Source organism: Paenibacillus sp. 79R4 (genome assembly GCF_013393165.1).
In the GTDB taxonomy this organism is placed as follows: Bacteria; Bacillota; Bacilli; order Paenibacillales; family Paenibacillaceae; genus Fontibacillus.
The window spans coordinates 399,911-422,994 of record NZ_QJOT01000003.1; the positions used below are offsets into that span (position 1 = coordinate 399,911).

General features: G+C 47.6%; 12 protein-coding genes. 2 read left to right on the forward strand and 10 right to left on the reverse strand.

Translation table 11 applies throughout. The features are described 5' to 3' along the window. The first annotated feature begins 85 nt into the window (after nt 1–85). Together DMN77_RS05760 and DMN77_RS05765 are read left to right on the forward strand one after the other, a co-directional pair. Nucleotides 86–1,015, forward strand: coding sequence for a helix-turn-helix domain-containing protein (locus tag DMN77_RS05760; protein ID WP_068782319.1), 930 nt, complete (start codon nt 86–88; stop codon nt 1,013–1,015). 149 nt (nt 1,016–1,164) lie between these two features. Then, on the forward strand, nt 1,165–2,037 hold the full coding sequence (locus tag DMN77_RS05765) for a YitT family protein (protein WP_082790183.1): 873 nt from the start codon (nt 1,165–1,167) through the stop codon (nt 2,035–2,037). A 101-nt stretch (nt 2,038–2,138) separates the two neighbouring features. Here DMN77_RS05765 and DMN77_RS05770 read toward each other — a convergent pair whose 3' ends face one another. The 10 genes from DMN77_RS05770 to DMN77_RS05815 all read right to left on the reverse strand — a co-directional run bounded on the left by DMN77_RS05770 (nt 2,139) and on the right by DMN77_RS05815 (nt 23,083). Continuing rightward, on the reverse strand, nt 2,139–3,674 hold the full coding sequence (locus DMN77_RS05770) for an ABC transporter substrate-binding protein (protein WP_068782320.1): 1,536 nt from the start codon (nt 3,672–3,674) through the stop codon (nt 2,139–2,141). Between the two features lie 36 nt (nt 3,675–3,710). Next, entirely contained in the window at nt 3,711–4,466 is a 756-nt protein-coding gene (locus DMN77_RS05775) for a response regulator transcription factor (protein ID WP_068782321.1), read from the reverse strand. Next, nucleotides 4,441–6,198, reverse strand: coding sequence for a sensor histidine kinase (locus tag DMN77_RS05780; protein ID WP_218652864.1), 1,758 nt, complete (start codon nt 6,196–6,198; stop codon nt 4,441–4,443). Before DMN77_RS05780 ends, DMN77_RS05775 begins: the two co-directional genes overlap by 26 nt. 132 nt (nt 6,199–6,330) lie before the next feature. Next, nucleotides 6,331–7,842 carry an ABC transporter substrate-binding protein gene (locus tag DMN77_RS05785; RefSeq protein WP_068782323.1) on the reverse strand — a complete coding sequence of 504 codons (1,512 nt, stop codon included), beginning with the start codon at nt 7,840–7,842 and terminating at the stop codon, nt 6,331–6,333. Between the two features lie 84 nt (nt 7,843–7,926). Next, nucleotides 7,927–8,856, reverse strand: a complete 930-nt coding sequence (locus tag DMN77_RS05790) for a carbohydrate ABC transporter permease (protein WP_068782324.1) — start codon at nt 8,854–8,856, stop codon at nt 7,927–7,929. A gap of 13 nt (nt 8,857–8,869) precedes the next feature. Further along, nucleotides 8,870–9,811: an ABC transporter permease gene (locus DMN77_RS05795; RefSeq protein ID WP_068782325.1), complete on the reverse strand. Its 942-nt coding sequence runs from the start codon at nt 9,809–9,811 to the stop codon at nt 8,870–8,872. A gap of 253 nt (nt 9,812–10,064) precedes the next feature. After that, a complete protein-coding gene (locus tag DMN77_RS05800; RefSeq protein ID WP_179013933.1) occupies nt 10,065–15,005 on the reverse strand; it encodes an endo-beta-N-acetylglucosaminidase in 4,941 nt (1,646 codons plus the stop codon). A gap of 499 nt (nt 15,006–15,504) precedes the next feature. Continuing rightward, nucleotides 15,505–18,717 carry an alpha-mannosidase gene (locus tag DMN77_RS05805; protein WP_179013934.1) on the reverse strand — a complete coding sequence of 1,071 codons (3,213 nt, stop codon included), beginning with the start codon at nt 18,715–18,717 and terminating at the stop codon, nt 15,505–15,507. Between the two features lie 25 nt (nt 18,718–18,742). Further along, nucleotides 18,743–21,055, reverse strand: coding sequence for a glycoside hydrolase family 3 N-terminal domain-containing protein (locus DMN77_RS05810; RefSeq protein WP_179013936.1), 2,313 nt, complete (start codon nt 21,053–21,055; stop codon nt 18,743–18,745). Between the two features lie 351 nt (nt 21,056–21,406). After that, a complete protein-coding gene (locus tag DMN77_RS05815) occupies nt 21,407–23,083 on the reverse strand; it encodes an S-layer homology domain-containing protein (protein ID WP_179013937.1) in 1,677 nt (558 codons plus the stop codon). Nucleotide 23,084: the final 1 nt, after the last annotated feature.

The following is a 23,084-nucleotide window of genomic DNA, read 5'->3' on the forward strand; positions in this document are numbered from 1 at the left end:
TGTACATTCATTATGACAAATCGCAATCGAAATGAAGATACGCAAATCCCTGTGAAATTTGCCCTAATCCAAGGTGGTGCTGAACATGATTATTCCTGAGCCCTATCGCTCCTATGTATCTTCACATTCAAAATGGCTTCCTGCCATCGACTGGAACGTCAAATTATTTGGCGCCCATATGCAGAAGGTAGAGAACGGATGGAGTGTACCCGAGGAGGCCCATCCTGCTTTTGAGCTGATTCTGATCCTTGAAGGAATTCAGATAACCCTGTTGGAGAACTTGAAATATGAGCTGCATCAGGGGGATATTTTGCTGATTCCGCCAGGCTTCAAGCATATTAACCGATGTACCGATGAAGGCGGATTAACCTATTTCATTGCCCATTTTAATGTGGATGAACCGCTCTTCCGTCAGGAGATGAGCCTGAACGCCAAGCTGTTCTACCCCTGCGGCTCCGAGGACAATGAACGGCTGAGGGCAGGCATGATGAACTGGGTCCATCTGGCCCAGCGCGAAGGCGAATATACCGTCGCCGATCTGTTCCGCATCCAGGCCGGCCTGTTCGAAATCTTCAGCGTGCTGGCCCAGCGGATGTCCGCGAATTCTGAGGAAACCGTACCGCCTACAGCCGCCCACTATGCCAGACTCATTGCCGAATCGCTAAAATCCAATTTCAATCATGAGAATATGAAAAATGAGGGGCTTCGGGAGAGGGAAATTCATATTGAGGATATCGCGGTTTCTCTTAAAATAAGCCCTGGCTATGCGCTTGAAGTCTTCCAGAAGGTCTATGGCATCTCCCCGCGTAAATATCTTTCGGAGCTTAAGCTGCACGAGGCCAAGCAGCTTATTCACCAGCCTGACCTGGATATCTCGCAGATCGCATCGATGCTAGGCTATTCCAGCCTCGCTCATTTCAGCCGGCAGTTCAAACGCTGGACAGGCATGAGTCCGCGCCAGTACCGACAAACGCTCGGCGGCATCGTGTTCTTTGATCAAGGTTCCAAATCCTGAGCTCAGTTAACTAAACTATGGCAAAATGTAAACTCTGTATGTATTTCAAACTTTGTGATTCATTTCATAGTTTTGTGCCTTGATAAAAAACATAATTTAGTGTGATAATAATAATCTATGACTATACACCGAGAAAAGAAGGCTCGAAAATGAACCTGGGCAAATACCCTACCTTTATTGAAAAACCAATCAAAGCAACATTGAAACCGATGCATGAAGTACTTATCACTTTACTGTCAGCCTTTCTGGTCGCCGTCGGAACAAACCTGTTCCTCGTCCCACATCATCTTCTGTCCGGCGGGATTACCGGCGTCGCTTCCATTATCGGCTATATGACGGGCTGGAACATCTCACTGCTATATTTCGTTCTTAATTTACCGTTAATCGTATGGGGCTGGAAAGCGGTTGGCAGACGTTATATTCTTCTAAGCTGCCTGTCCGTTGTCAGTACAACCTGGTTCATGGCCGTCATTCCACAATATCAGATGACAAAAGACCCGATTCTAGGTGCCATCTTCGGCGGGGTTGTCTCCGCCATCGGCATCGGCTTGTCATTGCGTGTTGGCGGGTCTACCGGCGGCTTTGATATCGTTGGCTCCATCGTTACATACAAGCATGACTTGGCTATGGGAAATATTCTGTTAATATTAAACGGGATCGTCATTCTCGTCCTGGGCTTCTATAAGAGCTGGGATCTGGCGCTTTATTCCATGCTATCAACCTATATTAAGGGAAAAGTGGTCGATATGATTCACGTAGATCATGTTAAAGTGACCTGCTTCATCGTCACGAAGAAGAAGGACGAGATGCTTTCCCAATTGCGCAAGCTGCATCATGGGATCACCTGCCTCCATTCCGAAGGCGGCTATACTGAGGAAGACAACTATATGCTGATGACCGTGACCACCCGTTACGAGGTGCCTTCCGTTCGCAAGACAGTCATGACAACAGATCCCAAAGCATTTATGAATGTCGTGCAATCCACAGAAATTATAGGCCGCTTCAAAAGGCCAAGAAGATAGAAGCTCATCATCTCTTCCACCTATAAATCAAGCCAGCTCGGCAGCCATCTGATGATGGAGCTGAACTGGCTTTTGTATGTCTGTATGTGGAATCTAAAGCCTCACTTTCTATTGTGCTCGGCACGCCAGTCGTCAAGCTGCTTCTGAACCTCCGCTCGCACTTCATCGATCCCCGCCTGTTTGAGCTCATCATTGAACTTGGGCAGCTCGGCATCGACATCCAGGCTTCCTGTCATCAGGCTGGGGTAATACTTCTCCCAGACCATCTCGATATTCTTCCGCTGAATCGGCATGCGCGATAAATCCGGCGTGAATCCCAGCAAGCTGGATTTAAGGGCCTGGCTGTTCGAGCTGCGAAACTGCTCCCATTTGTCCAGAGGATCCGGAACATCCCCGCCCATCGTATTCAGGATAAACCAGTTGCCTTGAGTATATTGTACTCCCGAGTAGTCCGGCGGTGCATCCGGTATAGGGTCCCCGTTGCTGTCCTTGGGTCTTATCAGAACGATCTGACCATTGGAATCGAGATTGTAATGCACCCCCTCAATCCCGTAATTGAACAGATTGCGAACCTCGGGATCAGTATTCAGCACATTTAGAAATTTCATGCACTCTACTGGATGCTTCGTATCTGCACTAACGGACATAATTCCTCCCCGTACCGACTCCGTTGTAACCAGCAAAGGGGTTACCGGATGAGCGATTAATTTATAACCGCGATCCTTGCTCCAGCTATTCTCCGATAGCGGGCCCCCTCCGGCAGCTTTCCAGAAGACCCGTTCATTGCGCTTCAGCCCCTGGGTCTCCCGTAAAGCGGCATCCTCATTAATATACCCCGCCGTATAATATCGTCTAAGCGTATCCAGCACCTGTCTTGCTTCCTTCGTCTCAAAAATATTGACGACCGGAGCATCCGGATCCTGGGACAGGACCATGAGGGGAAGCTTTTTGTCGAGAATATATTCATAACCATCCAATGCAAAAAAGTTATTAGAATCCTTATCCAGCTCCATGGGCTGATAGGAAGGCTCTTTTTCCTTGATCATTTTAAGCACTGGTTCAAGCGATTCCAATGTATTGTACCGGGAAATATCAATATTGTATTTTCTTACGAGCTCCTCCGGATACATCCACTGCTCCCGCGTGGCCAGCTCCTTGTTGGTTGGCACGCCATAAATACCGCCATCATACATTCGTACCCCTTCCCAAAAGATAGGATCGATCGCGTCATACATTTCTTTACTAACGCTTGAGAGATAGTCATCCAGCCTCAGCCAGGCTCCCCGTTGAATGTAGGTGGCGTATTCCGGAGCAAAAGCGATATCAAAAGGCGTACCCGCGGATACCATCGTGTTCAGCCGCTCTTCATACTCTTGCCATCCTACTTTAATGTAAGTAATGGTCACGCCTATTTTTTGAGCCAAAATCTCATTGATCTTATCATTGACGATCTTCAGGTCCTTGTCCGGCTCTCCGATCGTATAATAGATGAGATTCACCGTGTCTTCGTCGGAGAGACTCTCCTCTCTGGGGTCAGCGAACCAGGAGCATCCTGCCAAAGACAAGACAACTCCCATTGCGCACAGAAGAAATATAACAAGCCTCGCCATTCTGAAGGGATGTTTCTGCCTCCGCATTATGTCTCTCCTTCCTGCCACTGCCAAGCTTCATCTCTATTTCCTTAAATCTGACGGCGACTTGCCGAAGAAGCTGTGAAAATGCATGTAAAAATAGCCCGGATTCGAATATCCTACCGATTGAGCAATACTGGCGATCTTCTCGTCCGTGGATAAAATCCGTTCACGGGCCCGCAGCATCCGGTAAGCCATAATGTATTCTGAAAATTTCATCTGGGTTTCCTTTAGAAACAGCTGCCCCAAGTAGGTACCATTCATGCGAAACTGTTCCGCCACCATCTTTAACGTGATATTCTGAGCATATTCCGTCTTGACCATCAGCAGGATGCGATTGACCAGCTTGGATAAGCCGTCATAGCGAACGCCCAGCACGGGATCGATGTTGACATCATCATGATCAGCCCCTTCAAGAGTACCGTGCAAATCCTCCACAATGATTTTCTCCACAACCTGCTGCAGCTTGGAACGATTCACCGGCTTGAGCAGATAATCCTTAACCCCGCAGCGAATAGCTTCCTGAGCGTATTCAAATTCACTGTAGCCGCTCATGATAATATATTTCGCCGGCAGGCCCAGCTGATTCAGCTTGCGGATAGCATCGTAACCCCGGTCCTTGCCAATACATACATCAAAGATCGCGATATCTGGATAGAACGCCACGGCTTTCGATATAGCATCCTCTATTGTCTCGCTCGTCTCGATACAGCCGAAGCCATATTTCTCCCAATCCAGGGTCCGTTTCATTCCCTCTAAAATCTGGGGCTCATCATCCACAATCAGAAGTTTGTACATGTAAACCGACCTCCTTTGGAAGGATTACAGAAATCTTTACACCCGCTTCTTCGTTGTTCCCAATCTCCATGGCAAAATCCTCACCATAGAAGAAATGCAGCCGGGTATGCACGTTATGCAAACCGATGCTCTTCACCGGAGCATCATCCTTGCGATATAAAGCATCGCGGATCTCATTTAGCCGTTCCTCGGCAATCCACTTGCCATTATCGACAATTTCCAGTACGAAATGCTCCTCCGCCTCCCAGCCATTGATGACTATCAAATTGAAGCCATTGCTTGGATTAAAGCCGTGAACGAAAAAGTTTTCCGCAAGGGGCTGCATCCAGAACTTAACGGTAGGCAGCGATAAAAGGGCTTTTTCTACGTTAATTTGATAATAAAACCGGTCCGGATATTTAAACTCCATAATCTTGAGATATTCCTGCAGTAAGGACAGCTCTTTGCCGATGGTAATAATATTTTCATGTTTCACCATGTCGCGATAGAGGGCACCCAGTGCTGCAATGGCATCAGAAGTGTCAACGTCGCTATTTACTAATGCTCTTGAGCGGATCGCCTCTAACGTGTTGTATAAGAAATGCGGATTGATTTGATTCTGAAGCGCTTTCATTTCGGTCTCCTGCTGCTTCAGCTTTAGCAGATATTCCGTGCGGATATACTTATCCAGCTGTCTGGACATGTCCTCCAGTTCCCTGGAGATCATTTCATATTCGTTGCGCCGATAACGCGCAGGGGTCTCAGGCGTAAAATCCGCCGTTTTTACCCGTCCCATAGAATGAATAATATGATGGAGGAACCTCGCATCATCTCTTAGATTATGAACAATAAGCATCAGAACACTGATCATCGCCGACAGTACAATAAGGAATACACTTAGAAGCACGCCTGCCTTTTCTTTAATCATCATGCCTAGATCGACCAGACCAACGAACTGGTAATCGAACTTGGTGGAGGGAAACGTGACGAAAAAGACACTGTTCAGCCCGCCCATGGACATATATCCCTGGCTGCGCCCATCCGCCACCGCTTGGCGGGCCAGCTCTTCGGTATGACGGTTCGCCCCGACGATGGGGTATACATCTCCGGATGCGCTGACGATCGCCGCTTGTTCAACCCGATAATTGCTAACATTTTTGAATATTCGGTCACTGCTGACCAAGAATCGAAATTCGCCCAGCTGGCGCGAAATCTGGTTAGGGTCCGACAATTTTTTGCGGTACACAAATCCCTTGTGAATAGACTCTTGAAAAGCTTCGTCCGTATTAGGAAGCTGGAACATAAAGCTTGCACTGCCATTATTGTCAAAGCGGATCACATTCCCCCGCTGCTCGGTATGCAAGCTTACCTGAATGATATCTCCCTGTCCCCCGCTGTACAAGAAAGACTTCATATCATCCGGAAAGGATACGAGCGGCTGGTTATAGCGGCTTTCCTGAAGCCTGCCGGTAAGGTATCCTTCAGCGCTATGGTCGAGAAAGCAGCGGACATCGTCCATTAAACCGCTGTTGGAATATACCCGCTGCATATATGCCTCAATACGATCGGCATTATACTGGAACGTATTTTCCACGCGGATAAAGGCGCTGGCCGCCTCATTCCGGGCGTTATCCACCCACTGATACAACAGAATGGCGCAGGTAAGAATGCCAATGGCCAAACCGATAGCTACTACAAATACCGTATAAGCAATGAATTTGCCGCGATATATTTTGATTTGCAGAAAGGACATAATGCGACGCCTCCTTTGCTAAAAGGCCTATGTATTCATAATATAGCATACAAACGGAATAGGAAAACTCGAACAGAGGCTAATCCCCTGTTCGAGCTTTTGAAATAACGCCGTCATTTCATAATTACATCATTATTTGAAATAAGCTTCAATCTGTTCCTGGGCAGCCTTCATAATGGTCTCCATTCCTGCCGCTTTCATCTCAGCCACGATCTTTGGAACTACAACCTCCGGATCCGAGGCGCCTGTCATCAGTTCATAGCGATATTTATCCCAGACAGCCTTGGTGGTAGCTACTTCGGTAGAAAGATTGCTGATATCCAAAGCGAAGCCCAACACGGATGAGGAGGATGCTTCTTCATTCAGCTTGCGAACTTGTTCCCATTGATCTTCAGGAGCTCCTTTCGTCACCGCCAAATCAAAGAAGGTACCTTGGGTATAAGCCGCCAGCGGCCAAGTATCCGTCTTCCGCTCGATTACCTTCTCACCATTTACATTTTCATAGTCCACACCGAGTTCACCAAAAGCCAGCATATTGCGCAGTTTCGGATCTGTATTCACCAGCTCAAGATATTTCAGAGCTTCCTTCTTATATTTAGAGTTGGAGGAAATGGCATTTAAGGAACCCTGAATCGTACTGGTCGTAAACAGCGGACCAAAGGTTTGCACCATGTCGTACTTTTCTACGCCCTCAGTAATTTGCCAGTTCGCTTCTGCGCCAGGAAACGCTTGGGCGCTAAAGAATGCGCGGCCTTTATCCGGCTCGCCCTTAGTAGGAGCATCCGGGTTAATGATGCCATCCTTATACCACTCATGCAGCAGTTTGAGATTTTCCATCACATCCGGCTGCTCCAGCGTCGATACCACTTTGCGGGATGGATCGTCAAACCTCACACCGATCGGTTGGAGACCGAGAGTAAGATCATCATAGCTATTCATAAAACCGCTAAATCCATCACTTTGAGTCAAAGGCAGCGGATAGAAGCTTTTGCCTTCCCCGGCTTTCATATCCCGCAAAGGTTTGTCAAGATCCTGCAATGTTTTGATGTTATTCAAGTCAATACCGTATTTCTGTACGAATTTGTCATCAAATACCCAATACTGAGTCACGGAAGAATCTTTGTAGGTTGGAACAGAGTAAATTTTACCGTCGATCTTCGTTCCATCCCAAACCTTTTCAGGAATAAGTTTATACAATTCAGGCGACTCACTTTGAACCAGGTCTGTGATATCGGCAAAAGCTCCCATCGACACCTGTTGATTGTATTTCGTATTGTTCGTAAACATGATGTCAAAAGGCTCACCGGTGTTCACAATGGTGTTGATCTTGGTATCCCAATCGCCCCAGCTCGCCACCTTGATATCGATTTTGACACCGATCTTCTCCGCCGTATACTCGTTCATAGCAGCGATCGCTTTATTAAAGTTTTCTGGAACCTGTCCCCCGATCGTCCACCATACCAGAGTAGGAATATCAGCCGAATCTTTTGCCTTGTCCGTGTCGCCCGAGTTCGTCTGGGCTGTGGAATTCGCATCTCCACCAGACCCTTCGGACTTGGAATTCGAGCCGCCGCATGCGGCAAGAGACGACATTAACAGCATGACAATACAGAGTGTGGATAGAAGCTTCCATGATCTTTTCACAAATATTTGCCCCCTTCTATGAATGTTCACCGTATGCATGTTCTGAGATGATATGATAAACCAGAAAATCTGGTTTATTTCAGGTCAACCTTTGATAGCCCCCACCGTCAAACCGGAAATAAAGTATTTCTGGAAGAAAGGATACGCGAAGGCTACAGGTAATACGATCAGAATCGCCACCGCCATCCGTGCGGTTTCTTTCGGCATGGTAGCAACCAGCATCGAATAGCTGACGCCCATGCTGGAAGCATTTCTGGCCAGCGCGTCTACGTTGCTCATCAAGTTATTCAGCAAGGCTTGCAGCGAAAAGAGATCCTGATTGTTGATATACAGCATGGATTGGAACCAATCATTCCAATAAGCAAAGCATAGAAACAGACCGATGGTCGCCAAGACCGGCAAAGATATAGGTAAAATAATTGAGAAAAAGATACGGAACTGGCTGGCGCCGTCTATTTCCGCCGATTCGATAAGTCCATCCGGAATCGTGCTTTTGAAAAATGTTTTGCAAATAATTACGTTAAAGGAGGACACCGCTAACGGCAGTATAAGCGCCCAAATCGTATCCTTAAGACCTAGCAAATTCGAGTTAATATAGTAGCTGGATACCAAGCCGCCGTTAAATACCATCGGGATAAAGACGAGCCAGGTCAGGAATCCTTTTAATTTGTAATTCGATTGTGAAAGCACATAGCCCATCGATGTTGTCAACAGCACACCCAGGACCGTGCCAACCACAGTAACCAATACCGATATTCCTAAGGCCCGAAGAATCATCGTACCTTGCTGGATAACAAAGCTATAGGATTCGGTTGAAAACATGGTTGGAATCATATGATATCCCGTCTGCCTGATCGAGTCCTCACTCGAAAGCGAGATAGAAAGAACCACTAACAAAGGGACCACACAGACCAGAGCGATCAAAATAAAGATCAGGTGAAAAACAATATTCATACCTGTGCCAATTCGATTAAACTTCTCGAGACCCGACATTCCTTCAGTTCTTGATGCCATAGACTCGCCCCCTTTACATCATCGCGCTGTCCGGATCGATTCTGCGAACGATCCAGTTGGCGAGTAGAATGGTCAGACAGCCCATAACGGATTGCACAAATGCGGCGGCGGATGCCATGCCAACGGTAGCGGTCTTGAGCTGTTTATATACCAGCACGTCTATGGTGGTGGTTACGTTAAATAGGGAGTTGGAATCCCGCGGGACCTGGAAGAACAAGCCAAAGTCCGTATAGAAGATCCGGCCCACTGCTAAAATGAACATCATCACGATAACCAGCTTCATCATCGGCAGCGTGATGTACTTGGTCTGCTGCCAAATGGAAGCCCCGTCAATGACAGCCGCCTCATAGTAAGTGCTGTCGATGCCGGTAATGGTAGCCAGATATACCACCATGCCGTAGCCCAGGCCCTTCCATATATTCATGAAAACCAAAAAAAATGGCCAATATTGAGGTTCCATATACCAGTTCACAGGTTCGCTGCCCATCTGGAGCAGCATCTGGTTGGCAATCCCCTTGTCGAAGCTCAAGAAAGCCCAAATGACTGCAGAGACAACGACCCAGGACAGGAAGTAAGGCAAGAACATCATCGTTTGATAGACTTTGCCCGCTCTACGATTATGCAGATGGCCAATCATCAGCGCTAATGTCACGGGAATTACAATATTGAGAATGATGAACAAGAAGTTATAGCCCAGCGTATTGCGAATAATAATCCAGGCATCATTGGACTTGAACAGAAATTCAAAATTTTTGAATCCGGACCATGAGCTATTGAACACATTGCTCAGGAAGCCCCCCGTTATTTTGAAATTCTTGAAGGCGATGATAATGCCAAACATCGGCAAGAAACAAAATAATATATACCAAACCGTAGTTGGCAACGCTAAGAGCGTCAGCTCGGTATCCTGTTTACGCCAGCGCGTGCGCAGGCGTTGTTGTCCATTCTTTTTCATGTTCACTCCGCCCCCCCATCGATGTATTAATGTATTTCTAAGGCTCTTTAATTATAAAAGAAAGCGATTACAGCTTTCTAGATAACAAACGTTATACTACAGTCGAAAAACGTTATATATTCTTGATGAAATGATGACTGAATGCCGTCATTTAACGTCAAAAATGGCGGAGCAGGAATAATCTCCTGACACCGCCATTGATTCAACTGTTGCGATCTTTCAGGGCATCCCCCTGCCCTGCTTTAACTTTTCCTTACTGACTCAAATAATTGGCCATGATTTGGGCCGCTTCAGCTCTGGTCGCTAAATCTTCAGGCGCAAACCTCTCTCCTGTACGCCCATGGATCAATCCTAATGAAGCTGCCGCCTTTATATTATCGAGTGCCCAAGCTGCAATATGAGCTTCATCCTTAAAAGTGACCGAGTATTCTATAGCTGCACTTCCATGCTCCAGCGTATACGCACGCATCAGAATTGTAGCCATTTCCTGACGGCTGATCTTTGCATTTGGGGCGAAGCTGCTCTCGGATCGGCCTGTAATCAGACCGGCCTCAACCATTTTGGCCAAATCCTCACGATACCAGGCATCTTGAGCCACATCCGTAAATGTCAGCACAGCTTGCGCATCTAGCTGGAGAGCGTTCGCCATTATCTTAACGAACTCCGCTCTCGTTATTTCACGATTTGGCTGGTATTCATTCTCGGATACCCCTTGAATCAGATGCTTCGCCGCCAATTTTTTAATAGCATCCGCTGCCCAGTGATTCGCTGGAACATCGGAGAAAGAAACATTATATTCAAGTATTGCATAAGTTCCTGCTGTGCCGATCTCGATTTCCATCATTTGCCCGTTACGCCAGCCACCCATGTAGGTTGGCGTACCATCAGCAGCGATTTTATAAATTCCAAGCAAATCAGCATTTAATATTTTATCCATAGGAAACGCTATTTTGACTTGCGGAGCAAAGCCGGAAAGATGATGTGTATCCCCCGTTCCGGTTATAATACTAAGCTCCAACTCTACAGCCCCACCCTGAAGCGAAATGCCTGTGCTACTATGAATTCCCGCCTCGCTTAATGATTTTGGAGCTATCGTCACGCGAATCTTGCTGTCTTTAAGCTGATCCTTGTCTACTGCAGCTTGTAATTGATGAAGCAGTTCAGACTGAATCTCTAATGTTACTTTATCTGTTTGCAGCTGAAGTGCATTCTGGCCCAGCAGCTCACCCGCATTCACAGGAAGCTCAATATTCGTTATACCGGCCTCTGCTGAAATAGCCACCCTGCCATTCTCTGCAGATTTGCTTAGCTCATGGGCTGTAATTACTAGCGTGTTCGGATCTTCAGGTTTGGGAGCCGGGGTTATGTCAGGTGTCTGGCCCGATCCTGAGCTGGAGCCAGATCCATTGTCATTGCCATTGCCTCCATTGCCTGGACCTCCACCTGACGCCACCCTGACCAGAATATCGTTCTTGGCCTGCAAAAGTGCTGCATACGCTTCTTTAATGACATCTGGGTCCGCATCTGCATTCAGCAATTTAGCTTCTTTATAAGCCGTACTTGCTTTGAGCGCTGCTATAGACTGCGCGGTGTAAATATCGTTATTTTTAAGTACGTCAATTTCAGTGAGAAGTGCATTTAATTGCTTCCACTCTGCAAGATCCCTGCTCACTTCAAAATCTATTTCTTCGCTTTCTTTGGCGGCTGTATACGCTTGCCCATGAAACTCTATCGTATTCGTAACAACCACTTTGTATTTGCCAGCATCGTTCGCAGTAACACGACCTATTTCATAGGTTGCGCTCACCGCATTTTCAATGGCCGTGTTGTCTTTATACCATTGATAGCCAAGCGTTCCGTTTGCTCTTGCATCGACAGAGAAGGTAACCTGACTCCCCATCACCGCAGGATTGCTTGATACGTCAACCCGATGAATCTCCGGTTCATCGATATCCACTCCATCGGGAGCTACGGTTAATGTTAATTCCGTACTGGTCACTTCCCGAGGTTCCGTCCCTTCTATTCCACGGAGTATAACGCGGAACCTGGTCCCGTTATCCTCAGCTTGCGCCGTAAAGGAATATACATCCTCCGTTACCGTTGTAGAATTCCAGCTGTCTCCACCAGCCGACATCGTTTGCCATGTCAGCGATTCGATATTTCCCTTCGCAACAACCGACAGGTTTACCTCGTCACCTTCATTGACCGTTTTACTAGGCTGCAGGTCAACAGTAAATGAGGGGGCTTCAAGCACCCAATGCGCTTTCAGCGTCAAATCACCGGTAACTACATCCTCTGCAAAATTCCACTTATTACCTTCGTTATACCAGCCCTCCAACACATACCCCGCTTTGGCAATGCCTGTGGGCTCCCCGATTTTTGAGCCATGGGCAGCGCTGATTTGATTCAAGGCTGGCTCGCCGCCATCCGTGTCAAAGCTGATTTGATAATTTTTCAAGTAAACCGGCTCCGATTTATTCCCGGCGTAATCTTCCATCACCACGTGTACCAGCTGGGCATTTGAAGTAAAGCTCAAGCTTGCCTTTGTACTGCGTCCGCGAATAATTCGATCCTTGTTGCCAACGCTATACGTCGTAGGGAAAGATTTAAGCACATTGTCTTCATACACGTACATATACCGCCAGTCACGCGCAGTAGGCATTGGCAAATTCAGTTTGTTGCCCTCCCAAGACCAGGCCTCGGCGTAGGGTTCTGCGACTTTATCAATAAAGTTTCCGCTAATGGACACCGGATCCGCTCCGGCAGGGATGACTGTGACCAAATAATCGTCTCCATTGATGGGCATGTCCGTGAATGAAGCCGAAGTTGACCCTGCCGGAACGATCATTTGTTCAGACACAGGTTCTTCTGTCGTAATCCAATTCAAAGAACGAACCTTTACTGTAATTTCACCGAAAGCAGGAGCTGCATTTTCCCAGGATACGATGAACTCTCCAGACTCCCGGGAGTCTGCGGTAATATCGGATACAGAAGCTGTGAGATCGAAGCTTACCGTTGCTGCTTCACCCTCCAGGCCATCGGTTCCGACCGGAACCACCTTCACAACCCCGGATTTGGCAGGGAGATTTTTAATGTAAAATACTTTATCGTACTTACCGCCTACAAAAACATCATTCACATATACGTTATATTGCTTGACCTGGTTATAATTAGAATCCATCTCCCACTTCAGATTCATTTCGTTGCTATCGGCAAAAGCTTGCGTTATCGTTAACCCGCCAGGTGCGGACAATTTCGCTGCCGAACCGTCGGTAATTCGGATCTGACCCACATTCATTTGATAGTCTGCAATGGTTGCGCTTTGGCCCGGATCGAACACGAGACCAAACGCAGCGATTCTCTTGCCAGCATACGAGCTCAGGTTTATGTCCTTCGTTACCCAGCCATCTGTCTGATTGCCAGACTCAGGCACCGGCACTTTTACAACCACGTCTGGATTGTCGGCAAATAAGAGACCAAGCGCCATACTGGAGTCATCATCTGCCGCCGGTTTATTATAGGTAAGCGACGCCATGGAATTCGCAATTACATCCAAATCGGTTTTATACAAATGCAGGAAGTTCTCCGCATCCAAATCACCACTAACCACAAGTGAACTGCCCCCGTTAAATCCACCTATTTTACTGTAATTATAGCGGCTTGTGCTTGTGTTATACTTCGCGCCATAATCAAAATCTACGGTTAATTTGCTGCCAACCGTGTCCTGCCACCATTGCCAAGTTACAGGAATATCCTGCAAGCTCATGTTGGACCATTCGTCGTCATTGGATACTGAGCCATTCACATAATAAGACAAGCCGTGGCCTGTATTGAAATTCGTATAGAAATTCGTACCCGCAATCACCGAACGCTCGGAAATGACGGAAGCAATTCCCGGCCAGTAACGGTTATCTGCATATACATCATTAACCGTATTCGTCGCAGACACCGTCGTATTTTGCGGATCGATGTTTGGCCCCGACCACCATAATTGTTCACGTACCTTGGTCATCCATTGGTATTCGTTCTCTGCCCTGTGTTTAACCGGATAGGATAGATTCATGTCCTCATCCAGCCCGGCATGAACAAAATCGGCCCCCAATGTCGCGAGGCTGAGCTGCGGCTGACCCTTTGAATCGAGTTTGCTCTTTAGCGCCGAGCCCTGAACGCTCTTAAAACGGTCCCGCCCGGCTTCCAGTCCGGCAAAGCCAACATCATAAAGATCAATATCCGTGCCATTGCTTTGATTCAATTGGTTTAAATAGTTCTTGGCTCCCGTAATCTGGCTGCTCCCCATCCCGTAATCAAAGAAGTAAGATTGCGAAACTGGCTCTCCATCATTTTTGTCATACAAGAATGAAATATTGTTGTCATTAAACGTTCTGGCAAAAGTGTTAGAGCCTGTGGCCGTATTCAACGAATCGTACCATTGTACATACAATCCCCCTTTTTGAAGCACCTTCAAAAACGCGATGTAATCGGGAATATCAGCTACGGCAACATTAGGGCTCTGTTCTTCCTGGTTCATGAAATAGCCGTCGAATCCGAAATAATTAGCCATTTCAATCAACTTTTCCGCGACAGGGAAATTGCCATGCTCATCCTTCACAATCATTTGTTTATAGGTCTGTTGGCCACGGTCATTATTTGAGAAGAAAATTCCGGCCAGTGATAAAACGCCATTCTTATGCGCAGCATCGGTATACGTTGGATTAGGAATATTTAGAATACCGAATTCAAACCATTTTTGCTGCCAATCGGATTGCGCCGTCTCATCATAATATTCTGGCGGTGTATAGGCCGTAGCTGTTCCATGCCAATATGAATAATAGTCCGTATATTGCCAGAAATTAAAATGATATTGGGCAAATTTGTTCGTATAAGCCGCATTTTCAATAAAGGCGTTTCCATAATCACCCGCAACAGTAATCATTTGCGCCTCCGAACCTAGCTCCGGATTTGCCTGCGTAGCTGAAAAAGGAGCTATGCGCTTTTGCAGTGGAACATAGGACCTCAGCATTTCTGCATCTGGATCGGTTTCCGGACTCCAGTTCATAATGTGACTGCTCGTATAGCCATGTACGCTCGGCTGGTTCTTCCCATGGGCACTATCACCTTCAAAAGGCCAAGTATCGCCAGCAAAAGCCGCGTGGGGAAATCCAGCAACAACCACTCCGAAGATTAAAGCCGTCACAGTTATCCTCTTAAAGCTTTTCCTTCTTGCCAGTTTAATCATCTACAATACTCCCTTCTTTCTTCCTAAGATAGGCGGTTATCTGTCATATATCTGTGGCGCCGACGAGTTCGCTGGCGTTCTTAACCGTTCTATTTCATCTTCATTTGCCTGTCCCTCCTCCTGCTATGAATTTGTATTGACAACTTAATTTTAAGAGAAACCGCTTACATTTTTTAGACAGTAAATGTTAGATTGCAGTCAAGAAACGTTATATTCCCTTGATAAAATATCGTTTGAAATAAACTAAGGGCGGGTAAGCTTCCATAAATCCTAAAGAAGCCTATCCCGCCCTTAGCAGCTTTTGTAACCTGTTTGCTCGTATTCCCGGGGAAGTCAGATGCGATCATCCGCCATTTTCACAGCGTCGCTTATTTACCTGATTAAGCTATTCATTATCTCTCCATTTGATCCCTGGATGTCATTTCATCATCCGATCAATAAAGTGACTGCTGACATGTTAAGATGAGCTGATCTTAAGCTTGATTGTCTTTATCTCATAGGGTTTAAAAGATAACTCAATCGCACCGTCTGATACCGCCAGCTCTTCGGCTTCATCCTCCAGCAAATTCGTGAGATATGCTCTGACATTCCTCATGTCATCGGGCCACCAAAGTTTAATTTGCTCCCGCCCACCGGTGGACTCATAGAAACGCAACACCACTCCGCTTCCATCTTCGGCCTGCTTCACAGTATCCAAAACGGTATGCTCGCTATCAAGGCCAATCCAGGCATGTATCGAGTTAAGCTCGCCAGACCGGAAGACAGAGGGAACAACCAGAACAGGGTGATTTAGCTGCGCCGCTTGTCTGACAACCTGGGCTTTTCGCCAGTCCTCCTGGTGTGGGTACAGTGAATACGTAAAGGTATGGTCGCCTTGGTCCGCCCCATGATCAGGCCATTTTGGCGCGCGCAGTAAAGACAAGCGCATCACGCCATTTTTAATGTCGTAGCCGTATTTGCAATCATTTAGCAAGCTAATCCCGAAGCCGCCCTCCGACAAGTCTGCCCAGCGGTAACCACATACCTCAAATTGAGCTTGCTCCCAGCTGGTATTGCGATGTGTAGACCGTTCCAGCGCTCCAAACTGAATTTCATAGGTTGCTTTGCTTGCCACAATATCTACTGGAAAAGCTACCTTCAGCAGCTTATGTTCTTCCTGCCAACTGACATGAGTATTGAAGTCAACTCTCCGGGTATGATGATTCAGCACAAGCTCCTGAGTGATGACAGAATGGCTGATTTTCCATTGGAAACGCAGCCGATCCTGAACGGCTCCCATCGCAATAATTTCACTGTTCACCAACTCTACGCTGCCTGCGGGCTGACTCTCATACCGTGGGTCAATATCCCAAGCATCCCAGTAAGTAGGGGTATCATGGTAAAATTGCAGGTCATTCCCCTTAGCGCCAGCCGAGATTAATGGACGATCTGTCCGTTTATCCAGCCATTCGGCAATCGCTCCCCGGGTATCAAATGTCAGGACATAATTCGGAGTTTCCCAGACCGGGGGTACGGTTTGGCCCGGCTGGCATCCTCGATTAAAACCTGTATCCACGGCTTGACCAAGGGTTTGATTCGCTTCTTTATTAGAAACTGAGCTCGCCTCTGCCGCTGTCTTCCCGGTAAGCCAAATTGTCTTATAACCAAACGCCGGAATCCCTGTTACCCGTACAATCGCATCCAGGGCATCCCCCTCAGAAGCAGGAACAAGGTCGAACTCCAGGGGGCCTTGTTCATCCCGGAAGGAAATTTCTTCCGGTCCTTTTCCTAGACTTGTATCTGATCCTGCAACCTTGCTTAACACAACCACTTCGTCCCGCTGCCAGCCCAGGCTGTTAAACAGAATATAAGGAGTCCCTTCAACAGCGTCTGTATTCACTCTGGAGGCTACAGCCTGAACGGCTTGATCCAAGGCTGTACGACCCAGCTTGAAAATCTCCTCATACTGCTTGGCAGAGGTAACATATACCTCCGGAATCGACGTTCCCGGAATAATGTCGTGGAACTGATTTAATAACATCAGCTTCCAGCCTTGGTCCAGCATGGCCTTTACTTGCTCACCCTGCTGGATATAATTCGCACCAAGCTGACTCCATATCTCTGCTTCCCGGAACAATACTTCCGCTTTGCGATTGCTGTATTTATTTCTGGCATGCGTTGTATAGGTCCCCCGATGCAATTCCAAATACAAGTCCCCGTGCCACTCCGGCAGCTTCAGTGCTTTGTCCCCAATGGCATCAAAGAATTCCGCCGCTGTAGCAAAGCGGCTTAACGGCAGCCCAGGCATCAGCTTGGCCCGATTTACATACTCCACCATTTCATGCGTTACACCGCCGCCGCCATCCCCGTGTCCATACAGCAGCATTAACTCATCATGAACATCACGTTGGCCAAAGGATTCCCAATGCTCCCGAACATCCTTGGGATGTGTATGCTCATTCAGGCCATGATTCTGATACGAAAGGATGGTGGTGCCGTCGATGCCAACCCAATTAAACAAATCATACGGGAATTTATTGGTGTCATTCCAACCAAGCTTGGTTGTCATGAAGTAATCAACCCCGGACAATTTCAACAGCTGCGGCAAGGAAGCGCAATATCCGAATGTGTCCGGCAGCCACTCAATATGAGACCGTTGTCCAAATTCCTTTTCATAGAAGTTTTGTCCGTACAATATTTGCCGGGCCAACGATTCACCATTAGGAATATTAAGGTCCGGTTCTACCCACATACCGCCTACCAGTTCCCAACGGCCTTCAGCAATTCGCACCTTAATTTTTTCGTACAAATCAGGGTAGTATTCTTTGACAAACGCATACAGCTGTGGTTGGCTTTGTGAATATTTAAAATCAGGGTAACGGTCCATTAAAGTACAGACGGTAGAGAAGGTCCGGCTGACCTTTCGTACAGTCTCCCGCACAGGCCACAACCAAGCGACATCAATATGTGATTGCCCTACCATATGCATAGTCCCCGGAACGGCTTCCTTTGGCATTTGGGCGGCTACCGCTTCAGACAAACGTCGCTCGACACCTCTGACATATTCGCCATCTTCTATTACCTTGTGCTCCGCTCCATATAAAGCATCCATAGCCTGATTCAGGGCCTGCTCCGTATGAATCCGACGCATATCACGCTCAGGCAGCAGCTTGGCCGCCATATCTGCCACTGTAACTGCATATTTCAAGCTTTGAATCGGTTCATTCACCCTTACCAGCTTGCTATGAACACCACGAATCGGCGGATTAATAACAGCCTGTGCGTTTAAGGGATCAACCGGCTCAGGAATCGGATCGTACAATTCTATTTCAAGAAGCGGAGTACTGCCTGCCTTGGACAGAGGCATGGGTACAAACCAGTGGTTACGATCCAGGCCATGGTAAGTCTCACCATTGATCCGCAGCAGGGCTTCTCCACCCGCTTCAAATACGAGAGCAACCTGTTGCGGATTCCACGCCTTGGGGATTTCCAGCTGCTTGGACAAAAAATAAGTTGTGCCTTGAACGCTTTGCATGTTTTGCAGGTTTTGCTCGGAGGCTTCTCCTGTTGCATATTCATATCTACCTGGTTCGATATAACGTGCCTTCCGCATCTCCCACGTTTCAATCTCTATAGCTTCAAGCCACTCATGCCGGGATAAAAAATCAATAAATCGTTGTATACGGCTCATGCTTTTCCTCCATTCGGTGAGAACGTTATAGTATGGGGTTCCTTGCAACTTGCAAATTAAGCTTTGTCCCTTCCGCAGAATTCGGCCCAACCCTGATTTCGAACTCGCCTGGTTCTACGACAGGCTTCAAATCGCTCCCGATCAGCTGCAAATGCTCTGTGCCGATTGTAAATATAACCGTTTGAGTTTCTCCCGCCTTCAACTGAATTTTGCGAAAGCCTTTTAAAGATATTTCAACGGGAGTTACTGACGCGATCATGTCCGATACATATAATTGTACGACTTCCGCACCATCCCGATCTCCTGTATTCGTAATGTTCACGTATACATTAGCTTCTCCATCCGGAGCAATGATCGCAGGCTCTATGCGGGCATTACTGTAAGCAAAGTTGGTATAACTCAGCCCGAATCCAAAAGGATACCGCGGTTTAAGATCGGTTTCAAGGTAACGCTTTCCGCGCGTTCTTCGCGCATTATAATGGATTGGAAGCTGACCCACCTCCTTCGGAATGGATATCGTTAAGCGGCCCGACGGATTGACATCTCCAAACAAAATATCCGCGACAGCATTGCCGCCTTCTTGACCTGGATACCAGGCCTCTAAAATTGCATCAGCATGCTCATCAATCCAGGGCTCTGCAACGGGTCGGCCATTGATATAAACAACCACGATCGGTTTGCCCAGCTTATGAATCTCCTGAATTAGCTCCAGTTGGACTCCCATCAGCGTCAGCGTACTCCGATCAATGCCTTCGCCACATTCCATATCACTCCAGACGTTGGCGGTGACTACCGAAGCGCCGGTTCTTAAATCGATGGTACCCTCGCCGAAATCACGCGCACTTGATCCGCCAACCACCATCACCACAACTTCAGCAGCTGCAGCTGCTTCCAAAGCAAGCTGGAAACCCTCTTGGGAGTCGCCCTTAATCCGGCAACCGGGAGCATACAAGATACTATTGTTATCTTTTCCCACTCGTCGCGCGATTCCTTCCAGTACCGTGACTATATTTCCCGAAGGCTGAGGAGAGGTATAGTCGCCAAGCTGGTTGTAAGGGGCATTGGCATTGGGCCCGATCACAGCGATTGAGCCAACCTTGTCCGGGTTTAGAGGAAGCACGGACTTTTCATTTTTAAGCATAACGATTCCTTCAGCAGCGATCTGTCTGGCTAATGCGGTATGCTCTTGGCTGCCAATGACTTGACCTGCACGGATGGGATCAACATAGGGGCGATCAAACAATCCCAACCGAAACTTCGCCTCCAGCACTCTGGATACAGCCCGATCCAGCTCCTCTGTGGCGATCAAGCCCTTAGCCAAGGCATTGGCCAAATACTTATTAAACATCTCTCCGGACATTTCCATATCTATACCGGCCCGCAGGGACTGGGCAACGGCCTCCTCACCGCTTCCTGCGGTGTTATGTCCGTCTGCCAGCATGTTTATTGCCCCGCAATCTGTAATCACAAAGCCCTTGAAGCCCCAATCGTTACGGAGTACATCATCCAGCAGGTAACGATGGCTGGTGCAGGGAACACCATCAATTTCATTGTAGGCGGTCATCACGGACCATGCCCCTGCTTCAACAGCCTTTTTAAACGGATACAAATCGACTTCATGTAATTCGCGAAGCCCCATATGAACCGGAGCCCCGTTCCGCCCCCCTTCTGATGCGCCATAACCCGCAAAATGCTTGAGTGTCGCTATCAAGGTATCAGAGGAATCCAGCGTATCTCCCTGCAATCCTTCCATGGCAGCCACCGCAAGCTCGCCAATCAAATAAGGATCTTCTCCAAATGTCTCCTCTGTTCTTCCCCAACGAGGATCACGCACAACATCCAGTACGGGAGAGTAAGTGGCGGCTCCGCCCTGACTGCGAGTTTCCACAGCCACCGCCCTGCACATTTCGCGATACAGATCTGTATTCCAGGTGCTGCCCACCGTTATAGGAACCGGAAAAACCGTTGCCCCAATGGCCATATGTCCATGGGAGCACTCTTCTCCGAATAAAATCGGAATTCCAAGCCGCGTATTCTCAATAACATAACGTTGAATTGCATTTACTGCTGCGGCCCCTTCTGCAGGCGACAGTCCTGTCTCCAGCGTTACTTCTGTCCAGGGATCCGCCCGCAGCGTTCCATATAAAGAGCCTATCCCGCCATGCCGAAGCTGCTGCTTGAATGGTTCTGTAATCTGGACCGTGCCATCCCCATTTCTTTGGTAGGCCTTCCAACCATACATTTGCAGCAGCTGTCCTATCTTTTCCTGTTCCGTCATACGTCCCAAAAGATCAGATATCCGCTGATCTATTGGCAATGCGGCATTTTTGTAATCCATACTGTTCTCTCTCCCTTAGGTCCATTGTAATAAAATAAAACCTATTCCAGTCCATTCAAAATTGTTGTTTTTGTATTAATTGCGCAAACTCATCTCATAATTAATCGTAAGGAAACCGTTTCCATCTTTCTAGACAATAAACGTTAGACCGCAGTCCAGAAACGTTAGATGTCCTTGATCGCAAATGGGGATAGCTCCTAAGCTTACCGCGTGGAAATACAAAATAAAGTGTTCATCTTATCATGATTATCAAGTGACTTGAGAGACTATCAATAACGGTGCGGTAAAACACAAAACCACCGGAGATATCCCGGTGGTTTTGTGTTTTGTATTTCACAGCAGGCCCGCCTCTTATTTGTCCAGTAATTTGGCTATCATGACATAGGCCTGCTCCTTGGTCAAATTTTCCTGCGGACGGAATTGATTATTGCCCATCCCTTGAATCAATCCAAGATGATAAGCATCATAGGCGTTATCCTTCGCCCAAGCGGCGATATTCGAATCATCAGCAAAAGTAAAGTTTGGCCCCGCCGATGCGGCTATGTCACCGCCAAGCTGCTTGTAGAGATTCATCAGCACGACGACCGCTTCCTGACGGGTCAGCTTCTTATCGGGAGAGAATTGTCCTGCCGCAGTCCCCTTGATCAGCCCAAGCTTCGCCGCATGAGAGATTTTGGCTTGATCAATGTCACTGAACGGACTGTCTATCCCCTGCATTTTATAACCTGATTTATATTTATACAGATTAAAGGCGATATAGGTAAACTCCTTGCGGCTGATTTGGCTTGCATGATTGCTGCCTTCAAGACCATCCAACAGTGAATATTCGCTAAGCTTCAGATAATCCTCCTTAGCCCAAGGGCTGATCTGAACCGAATTCTCTGTTGGGCTGGTTGGCTGCTCTATCAGTGGTTCGGTTCCCGATTTGGCCTTGAAGAACTGAGTATCATACGAGAGCGAGAGAGGCTGCCCGCTTCCCTTGCCGTAAAGTCCTGTCACTTCAACATGGAACTGATCCTCCGCCTGGTATTCCATTGGTAAATCCGGACGGAAAATAATGCAGTAAGGAATCCCGTAGCCACCTTTATCCACGGTAAAATACTTGCCGACTTTATCCTGGTCCTCCGCACTGAAACTCCATACCTTGCCATCGGATTGGCGGGTCATTTTAACGGTGACACTGCTTGTTTTTGTATTATCATAAATATCCGGATTCAGCGAGATCGACCACGGGTCCTTCTCATGCCATACTTCAAGCGGGAACTGTCCTGCCGCTGGCCAAGCGATATATTCATAAGCGACTTCTGCTGCTGGCCGAGACTTATCGAAGGAATACATATTGGAATATGCTACTTCGTATGTTTCCGACTGTCCTAACGCAGCGCCAAACATCGTCTTCTTCATACTCGGATTGAGTATCCAGCGTCGATGCCCAACCCGATCGATATTGCCTGTGCTTGAATCGGACATATATATATCCACCACGGCTTCCATGAAATTATCCGCCCCATAAGCGATGTTGCTGCTCTTGGCTCCGTTGGCTCCAAGGCTGTACAGAATCGCGCTCATTCCTTGAGGTTGTGCTGGATAATGATTTAATTCCCCATGTATAGCATTGAGCAATGCGGCTGCCTGCTGCTGATCGCCGAGCGTAAGATCCGCTTCGATGTCATCCGGAAGACCAGCCAAATAACGAACCCAGTTTACTGCCTTAACGCCTTCCGATATGTATGCTTCCCGCAGCTTCCCCGGGGAATAAGGAGAATTTATGCTGGGCTTCTCTTCATAAGCTTCTTCCCATAGGTAATCTTCATCAGTCCGTACGGACACATATTCCTTCATCTTCTGCACAATCTCCGCACGCGTATGCTGCTGCACATGTTCATTAACATCATGCTTGGCATAAGCGGCGTTTGCAGACAGCATCGTGGTCATAATTACAGCGGCAGCTACGGCAAACGTCACGATGCCCCTTGTTCCCTTGAGCGGCTTCGCCCACTGCTGCCTGGATGTACTCCTCTTGTTCATT